At 66.8% G+C, this 9,110-nt stretch carries 6 protein-coding genes; 5 read left to right on the top strand and 1 reads right to left on the bottom strand.

Annotation, left to right across the window (positions count from 1 at the left end):
- Nucleotides 1-15: 15 nt before the first annotated feature.
- On the bottom strand, nt 16-777 hold the full coding sequence (locus G6031_RS05485) for a hypothetical protein (protein WP_182652705.1): 762 nt from the start codon (nt 775-777) through the stop codon (nt 16-18).
- A 755-nt stretch (nt 778-1,532) separates the two neighbouring features.
- On the opposite strand from G6031_RS05485, the gene G6031_RS05480 reads away from it, so the two are divergent.
- From G6031_RS05480 to G6031_RS05460, 5 genes are all read left to right on the top strand, one after another.
- Entirely contained in the window at nt 1,533-2,321 is a 789-nt protein-coding gene (locus G6031_RS05480) for a hypothetical protein (RefSeq protein ID WP_182652704.1), read from the top strand.
- A 345-nt stretch (nt 2,322-2,666) separates the two neighbouring features.
- A complete protein-coding gene (locus G6031_RS05475; protein WP_182652703.1) occupies nt 2,667-3,608 on the top strand; it encodes a ParA family protein in 942 nt (313 codons plus the stop codon).
- 329 nt (nt 3,609-3,937) lie between these two features.
- Nucleotides 3,938-4,204, top strand: coding sequence for a hypothetical protein (locus tag G6031_RS05470; RefSeq protein WP_182652702.1), 267 nt, complete (start codon nt 3,938-3,940; stop codon nt 4,202-4,204).
- 578 nt (nt 4,205-4,782) lie between these two features.
- A complete protein-coding gene (locus tag G6031_RS05465; RefSeq protein ID WP_182652701.1) occupies nt 4,783-5,016 on the top strand; it encodes a hypothetical protein in 234 nt (77 codons plus the stop codon).
- 186 nt (nt 5,017-5,202) lie between these two features.
- The coding region (locus G6031_RS05460) for a telomere-binding protein (protein ID WP_182652700.1) at nt 5,203-9,110 on the top strand (3,908 nt) is incomplete at its 3' end.

Below are 9,110 nucleotides of genomic sequence, written 5' to 3'. Positions count from 1 at the left end.
ACCCGACAGCAGCAGTCACACCGGCCCGTGAATCAGCGGGGTTAGGAGCACCGCGATCTCGGAGTCCTCGAGCACATGCAGCCAACCGTTGAAGATGAAGCCGGACGGCATAGTGAACACCTCTTCGGAGGTCTCGGGAATCGTGTACTCCACGCGCTCTCCGAGGGCTGCGGCGCCGGCTTCGTGGAGCGGGACAAACTTCTCGAAGCGGTTACGCTTGCCCGGCTCGACTGGGACGTCGACAAGCCCGGCGGCCTCTAACCGCTTTAAGGCACTCCCTACTGTGCGAGCGCGTTTGTCTCGGGCACTGTGGTAGATCCCGCGCACGTTGCTGTCCGTCGGGAGTGCAGCGACCAGGTCGGCCCAGCCAGTGTTCTGACTGTCACCAGCGATCGGGATCTGCAGCTCCGCGAGGTGCGCCTTGGCGCCTGGCCTTCGGTACAGCTGCAGCAACGCAAGGAGCGTCAGCTCGAGGCGTAGCGCCGAGCCTCTGCTGGAGGAGATCCGGGTCGCCGGCGGTCGGAGTTCGCGCGGGGGCGCCTTGCGGTCCGAGCTGTCGCCGTCGATGGGGCCGGTCAGATGCGCGAACTGCGGGCGCAGCCGAAGGCCTACGGACTGGAGCGTGGAGGCTGGCCGCTCGTATTTTGAGAGCTTGTCGTCGATGGACTCAAGGTGGGTCGAGAGACCTTTCGTCTGGAGGCGCAGCAGTCGGCGCTGGAGCTGCTCGCGCTCTTTCGCGGTGGGCTCGCGCGTCCAGTCGATATCTAGTTCGACCACGAAAAGTCTCCTCGTCACAGTCGGAACGTTTTAACCAGCCAGAGGCTCCAGTATCTAGGTTCATAGGAGCCTGGTCGAGACTGGCCGGTTAAGGCGTGTCTTGAGTGTACTAGAAAACTGGTCTGCGGTGCATATCTACTGGGATTGCACAGCGCCCAGCGGGGCGCTCGACCCAGAGAGGAGGAAGTATGGGCACGCACCACCGTCAGCCCCAGAGGGCACCGAACAAGCCGGGGCGGCCTGGCGACCCGAGTTGGCTTCGCATCGCGCTTCAGGTCATCCAGACCGCCGCCATCCTGATCCGCATATTGCACGACCTATGAGGTCGTAGCGGTCGGAAGCCCCGGCTGGTTGCAGCCGGCCGGGGCCGACGGCGCTACACGCGCCTCCATGGAGATTAGTACGTTCTCTCGCACCGAGTACACCGCCGCGGATCTCGGCCGCTTTATCGGAATGCCTCGCACCTCGGGGTGTAGGTACTTGACTCCTTCAGTCCGCCGAGACTGACGAGGGGGCCTTACCGGTTGGCCGCGATCGGATTAGCAACCATGTGGAGCTGATCGTCACCAGACCAACGGCGACTATCGCCAGCGGTCCGGCTTTCCGCTGCACTTCTGGGGTGTAGCAGGTCCGATCCTGCTCGGTGCTTGCGTAGAGCCTTTCGGCGTATGCGCCGCAGCTGTCGGGGTGCGGGTGCTCTGTTGGTACGGCGCTGCGGGGTGACTTTGCTGCGTATGCCTGCGAAAATTGGGGCCATGGCCGAGCTGTACGACGCGCAGGTGTGGCCGCGCTGGGTGGAGCAGTACCGCTCCCACCGCGCGGCCTACTTCGGCGCGTTCTGGACCTGGACTCCGGAGGCGCCGTTTCGGTTGGTGACCAACCACTCGGGTGGCCGATCTGAGTACACGACGGCCAGCGACTTCCGTGAGCTGGTGATTTTTCGACGTGAGATGACCGAGCGTATGTGCGCGGTCCGCGATGCCATCGCCGCCGAACTTTTGGAGGTTGGCCGGCGCTGTCCCGATGTGGTCGACCAGCGGTGGCGTCCACTGGCAGACGAGTTCGACGTGCCTGCAATCGAGTTGGCGATCGCCGTGGGCGAGGCGAAGGTGGCGCCAGCTCGGGTCTCGGCGCCTGCCGAGGTGCGAGCTGTGCGCGAGGCGTGCGAACAGCTGGCCATCACTAACCCGCTGATCAGGGCGTGGGAGCTGTGGCAGGCCCTGCGGCTGTGGCAGGCAGGCCTTGACCTGCTGACCGATACGCTGGCCGACCTGGCGCGCGAGTTGGGGCACCTCTCCCCCGCTGAGCTGTCGTTCGCTGCGCACGGAGCGATCGGGGCGCGTCAGATCGTGGCTCTTGAGCGCGATCAGCGTCTCGAGCGCGGTCTTGTGGGGGATCCTCGTCGGTCGGCCTCTCAGTGGGGTACGTGGAGCCGGGGCGAGCGGATGTGGTCGAAGGTTGCTCGTGCTGAGGCGGAGGCGAGCCGCCCCGATGCTGGTTTTCGGTTCGCCAACGGGCTTCCCCTCCTGTTGGATCGCGCGTAGCCGCTGATCACAGCTTTTCAGGCATTCGGCTGGCCGCTATGACTGAGGCTATCACCGACGCTATCGGGCACGCTATTTGACCCTGTTTCGCCACTTATTTGTTTCGCGCTATGTTGTCTTGTTTCGTGCTTGCTTGCTTGCTTGCGTGTTGTGTGTTGTACCTGCTTGCTCTTACGCACTCGGTCTTTGTTTTAGTCGCGTGTGCTTGGTTGTCATACATCGTGCGTGTTTGCCTGTGTTCCCGCGTGTGTGCGCACTGGTGAGCATGTGTGTTCGTAAGGTTGTGCGTGCGCTGTCCGGGTAGCGCGATACACCTCTGGGGACTCGACGACTGAAGGAGCCCACATGGCCGCCGGCAACACCACCATCAGCTATCTGCCCCACACGATCGTCTTCGCCAATGGCAAAGGGGGAGTGGGCAAGACATCACTCGTGTCCAACCTCGCTGGGCTCTTCGCCCAGGGCGGGCTCCGCGTCCTCACCGTCGACCTGGACCCGCAGGGCAACCTCGCACGCGACATCGGGTACCCCGTCGACGACGGCCGGGACCTGTTCAACGCCCTAGTCACTGGCGCGGCAGCGCCGCTGATCAGCAACGCCGGCGGGCGCGAGGGCCTGGACTGCATCCCCGGCGGACCCACCTTCGCCGACGTCATCGGTGTCATGTTGACCAGGACCCGTCGTGCAGGAGAGGACGACCTGGCGACCATGCTGTGGAAGCTGTTGTCCCCGTTGGCTAGCGACTACGACCTCATCCTCATCGACACCCCGCCCGGGGAGGCCACGATCAACGAGTCGGCGCTGACGATCGCCCACTCGGTGGTCATCCCGACCCGAGCGGACGAGGCGTCGATCGACGGGCTGGGTGTCCTGGCAACGCGCTTCGTCCAGGCTCGGCAGGTCAACCCGGCGCTGCGGTTGCTCGGTGTGGCACTGTTCGCGATCGGGTCCCGGTCGACCAGGGTGGCCTCCAACGTGCGCGAGGCGGTCGATGAAGTACTCGAGGGTGCTGCTCCAGTCTTCGAGTCCCGGATCCGCTACTTGGAAACCGCGGCCTTCGACCAACGCTCGAACGGCAAGATGATCCACGAGCTGGAGGCCAGCGCCGAAGAGGCCAAGGCCGCCCGGCTTAGCTCGCTGCGGGATGTCTCCAGGGGAGAAGGCGGGGCTGTCCAGGTCGACACGAACGTACATACCCGCAACGCCGCGGGATTGGCCGAGGACTACGAGCAACTGGCTCGCGAGATCCTCGTTCGCCAGGCCGAGATTGATAGGGAGGCCCAGTGATGGCGTCGTCGAAGGGCAGGCGCACTGGTCTGGGAGGAGCGTTCTCTGCTCCGGCGACCACGCCGCATAGGGGAGAGGGGCTAGGGGAGATCCTCGGATCCGGGCGGGCGCCATCGGTTCCGGCGGTCAGTGACTCGCCGGCGCCAGCGCGGACGGAGTCGGTCGGCGAGCCGGCCACCAGAAGCGCGCCGGCGCGGCCGCGAGCGGCGGCGGGGCGGACGAGTTCGGGCGCACGCAAGCGGAACACCCCGATCTACCTGACGGACGCAGTCCAGGACGCTCTGCGAACCAGGGCAAAGGAGACGGGCCTGGCGTATGCCGAGCTCGCCGTGGAGGCGTTTCGCAGTGTGGAGCGGATCGACGAGCTGTTCGCCCCGGTGGCCACCCGGTCCGCCGACGAGGACGAGATCCCTGCCGCGCCCGTCTCGGCGGCGGACCGCTTTCCCACGGGCACGAACCTGGTCAACATCCGGTTCACCGATGAGCAGAGGGCCTGGCTCGACAAGCAGTGGGTCGCCAAAGGGGCGTCGTCGCGGTCGATGTTCGTCGCCACTGTGCTGACCGTGTTCCTGACCGGAGACCGCTCCGAGACGTAGACCCTCGTCAGCCATGGAGCGTCTTACACCGCGCTCCCCACTGTGCTCCCCACCCCGTTTTGCGCGGTTGTGGGGAGCGCTTTTATGCCTTCTAGCAGGGCTTATTAGTGTGCTCCCCATGCTCCCCACTAATTTGCAGTCAGGTGGCTCATTCGACAGTGGCGGGGGGCGCCGCGGCGAGAGGGGCTTTGCTGCCCTCGGGTGCCGCTGAGCGAGGGCGGGAGTTCAGGCCGCTGGAGCGTCTTTCTCGAGCGATCATGCATGCTCCCCACCCCGGTTCCCCCCTTGCTCCCCACTGGTGTGGGGAGCAAGGAATAGGTGATGAACTGCAGTTATTTCGTGCTCCCCATGCTCCCCACTCTCAGGCTTGCAAGTACGTGTTGGGGATAGCGGCCCTGGGGTTGTGGGTCTTTCTTGTAGGTCGGTGTCACAACTGGTGGTGCTGGGGCACCTGTTAGTTCACAGAGGGATAGCTCGGTCGAGGAGAGGTGAGCCCAGGTGAGTGAGGGAGCGTTGGTCGACACGCCACGCCGGGCAGCATTTCCGATTCCGACTCCGATACGTCGTACGGTGTCGCCATGGCCGCGACTTCTCGTAAGCCCGGACGCCCTCCGCGGGCGGACCGGCGCCAGCGTACGACTCGAATCCCCGTCCATCTCGACGACCAGGTGCACGCGCTCGCCGCAGAGCGCGGCATCGCCATGGGCGATGCGATCGTCGTGCTGCTCGCTCGAGCGCTCGACTTCGAGGAGCCGGGTTACATCACCCGCGAGAGCAATCCTGCTCAGCGCACGCTGCAGCTCGGGGCGTGATCGGAATGCCGTAAATGCCGAGAACCCCCCGCCGCCGGCAAGCACTTGGGGGGTTCTCGATCAGTCCTAGCCACACCCGACCACAACTCGTGAGGAAGGAGGCGACCTGGTGTCCAGGGTAGCCCGTTTGTCGACAGACCTCGACCTGACACGCTCGCCGTCTCCGCGTGAGATCGGCGATCAGTCGTGACCTCATCCGCCTCCCAGTGGGGCCAGCGCAGTTCACTCGAACGCATCCGCGATGCGCTGTCGGACCAGATCGACACCGATCGCGGTGACTCGTTCACCGCACATTGCCCCTGCCACGACGACTCCACGGCGTCCCTATCTGTGACGTGGCGCGCTGGCGATGCCGCTCGGGGCGGCCTGGTGTTGATGAACTGCCACGGTTGTGGCGCGAGCGCGATGGAGATCGCCGAGGCAGTAGACCTTTCCGCGACTGACCTGTTTGATGATCCGCCGCCGAAGCGCCAGTCCCAGGACGCAAGTGAGCGTGTGGGGCGGTCTGCGCAGGCGCGCAGGGCCGGGCTGCGTCGATCCAAGCAGGGCCGTCTGCCGAGCCTGCTTTTCCCGAAGCCGAAGGCACCGTCGGAGGGGTGGACTGCGGTCCGCCACTACGACTACGTCGACGACGAGGGCCGTTCGGTCCAGGAAGTCATCCGCAAGGAGGCCACCGACGAGGCCGGCAAGCGCCACAAGAAGTTCACCCAGCGGTTCAAGGACCACACCGGGGTGTGGGACACACAGAAGCCCGGCGGCTTCACGCCGGTGCTGTACCGGCAGCCGCAGGTCCGCCAAGCCGTCGCCGAGGGCCGCACGGTCTGGGTCATGGAGGGCGAGAAGGACGTGGAGACCGCCGAAGCGGCGGGGCTCGTTGCCACGACCAATGCCCAGGGGGCGGGCACGTTCCCTGCCGAGCTCGCCGAGATCTTCGCCGGCGCCGATGTCCGGGTCGTTCTGGACCGGGACCAGGGTGGTGCCGCTCGCGGTGTCGAGCTGTCGGCACTGCTGTCCGACGCGGGCGCCGAGCGGGTGCAGCTGCTGCTGCCCGCCACCACCACGGCCAAGAGCGACTTCACCGACCATGTCGAGGCAGGGCTGCTGGATACCTCGTCGGAGACGCTGGGGTTGATCCCCATCTCTGTGCAGCTGGCCGAGACGGACGAGCTTCGCTACAAGGCGCTGGCCGCGGCCGAGACTGTCATGGCGGCCTGCCGCGAGGCCGAGGGGCGCCACAACCGGGTCACCCCCAATAACGTCGATGTCGAGCAACCCAAGGTCCGCCGGTGGGCCACTGAGGCCGAGATCCGGTTCGAGAGGGCTCGGGATCTGGCTGACGAGCTGCGCAAGCGGGTCGTCGCCGATGGGGGAGAGGATGCGCACGCGCGCCTCGAGGAGGTCGAGGACATCGTCGGAATGGCGATGCGGTCCGCCGCCGAGGCCCACGAGCTCGCCGGGATGGCGATTCCCCCTGTGCTGCAGCCTCGCGAGGAGATCATCGCCCCGACTCGACGCCCGGCTCCCGTCCCTGAACCAGAGGTGGACGACTCCGCGGCCTCAGTGTCGCCACTGGCCACTGGGGGTGCGAACGCGGCCGAGGTGGCCCAGTTCGAGGGCGCCCACGTGCAGCGTCCGACCTACCTGCTCCACGAGGGCCGGCTGGTCGAGGTGGTCTACCGGGAGGACAAGGCGCCGACGATCAAGGAAGTGCTGTCGATCGACGCCCGGCTGGTGTCGATCGAGATCGAGGAGCCGCTGGATGATGCGGTGGACACGGCACTGTTGGACCTGCTCGACGATGTGACGAGAGAGACGCAGCGGCAACTGTCGCCGACACCGCTACCGCAGGTGTTGTCCTACACCGTGGGGTACACCGATCCCGCTTCCGGCGAGTTCCTGGAGATCCCGATCGCCGCTCGCGACTACTGGGACTGCCGCTGGTTGGAATCGTTGCCTGGGCCCCCGACGTTCGACTCGCGTCCGGCGGGTCGCGCCAAGGTGATCGACGCGCTCAAGGCCGCGGGTCAGGCCGCCGCGGGCGGGGTGCCGCAGATCGTCCGCCATCGGGCCACCGGGTGGCGCAAGGAGGAGGACGGCACCTGGTATTACGTGCATGCCGCGGGCGGGATCGATGCGAACGGCTACCGTCCCGCCCCGGTGTCGTTCACCGGGTCGTTGCGCAACTATGCGCTTCCTCGCCCCTCGACCGATGTCGAGGCGATTCGTGCGGCGTTCCGGGACTGGTGTGCCGGGCTGCTCGACGTTCTGCCTGACAGGGTCGCTGTGCCCATGCTCGGTCAGGCGTTTCGTGCCGCGATGGGGCCCACTCCGACGGTGGTGACCACGGCTGGTCTTCCGGGGTCGTACAAGACCTCGATCGCCAGTCTGGTGATGCATCACTGGGGACTGGGTTGGGATCGTGCCCGCACCGGCGCCTCGATGTCGGGCAACGGCGACACCTCCAATGCTCTGCGGCTCAAGCTCAACGCCACCAAGGACTGTCTGCTGTGGGCCGACGATGTCGCCCCGGGCAAGAACAACGACTGGTCGGCGGCGCAGGAGCGGCTGCAGGAGTTCGCCCGGATGGTCTACAACGGGGAGGCTCGCTCGAGGGCTACCCGCGACGGGCAGGCATTGCTGGATGGGACTCCGCCCCGGAGTTCGGCGATCGTCACCAGCGAGGTCACCCCGCAGGCCGGGTCCTCGGGTGGCGAGCGGATGCTCATCGTTCCGCTGTTTCGTGACGAGGTTTCGCTCGATGATCTGATCCGCATGGACGATGCCCAGGGGCACCGGGCTCGAGCGATGCTCATGAGCTCGTTCCTGCAGTGGTCGGCTGGGCGGCTGCCGCAGCTGCGGGCACTGTGCAAGGAGCAGGCCGGGTCCTACGCTGAGCAGCTGCGTTCGGAAGGGGTGGCGAATCGGCCGGCCGAGGCGTTGTCCAACGTGTGGGCGGGTTGGTTCCTGTGGTGTGAGTGGCTGCGCGACGTCGGGGCACTTTCCAACGATGAGGCCGACCAGGTGCTCTCGCGGATCATGATCGCCCTGACCGAGGCCTGGGAGGCGTCGCGGGATCCCGATCAGCCCACCAGCTTGGGTGCGCAGACCCGTGACCTGCTGACCTATGCGCTCTCCAGTGGACTGGCCTATGTCGAAGACGTCCGCAAAGGCGGCGCCCCGGACTGGCCGCTGGCCGCCCGACTGGGCTGGACCAAGACTGAGATCCCCAGCTCCATGGGGGACGCCACGGTGCGGATCGACCGCGGGCGCAACCGGCTCGGATACGTGCTCTCGGATCCAGGACTCCACGACGGAGAGGCCCAGCTGATGCTGGATCCTGCGGCATTCGAGGCCGTGCTCAAGGCGGCGGCGTCGTCGATGACCAGTGGGCTCAACGTTGACCGGCCGTCGGCGTTGAAGGCTCTGTGCGAGGAGGGCACGCTCATTCCCGAGCTGCGGTCAGGGAAAACCCCCAGGTACACGGTCCAACGCACGATTCACTCCGAGGCGCGGCGCCAACGGGTCGTGGCTCTTCGGCTGTGGCGTGTCATCGGTGGTGGCGACGACGATGCCGGCGGCGGGATCGACGGGCCCGACTCTGACGGGGGCCCGGACGGCGGAGGTGCTGCCCCCTGGCCCCTGATGCGGGATCTGCTCGCCGGGGCGTGTCCTACCTCGGCTCTATCGTCTCAGCACGACGGCGCGGTCGCCTCGGTGGCGGCGCAGGAGGAGGAGCAGGTCGTGACGTATCTGATCGAGACCGACACCCGGACCGGGCCGTGCATCGTGTGCGGCGAAGACGGCCCCGTGGCCTCGGAGGATGGCCGGCGGCAGTTCCTGCACCTGGAGTGCTGTGAGTCCACCTCCCCGTTTGACCGGGCCCGGTGGGCGAGGCGGGCAGTAGATACCGAACTCGACCCTGGCGCCTACGTCCCGGACCCGGAGGTTGAGGCCATCGTTGGGACCTCCGGCCCGGCAGTCCACGCCGACACCGCCACGCCGGCAGCGCCGGCGGCCGCCGAGCCGGAGGTTGAGGCCGTCGCTGAGACCCCCGGCCCGGTCGCGCAGACCGACACCGCCACGCCGCCGGCGGC

The sequence above is a fragment of the Dietzia sp. CQ4 genome (genome assembly GCF_014145125.1).
GTDB classification, from domain to species: Bacteria; Actinomycetota; Actinomycetes; order Mycobacteriales; family Mycobacteriaceae; genus Dietzia; species Dietzia natronolimnaea.
Note: the sequence above shows the minus strand (reverse complement) of the source record. Positions and strands in the feature narration are given on the sequence as shown.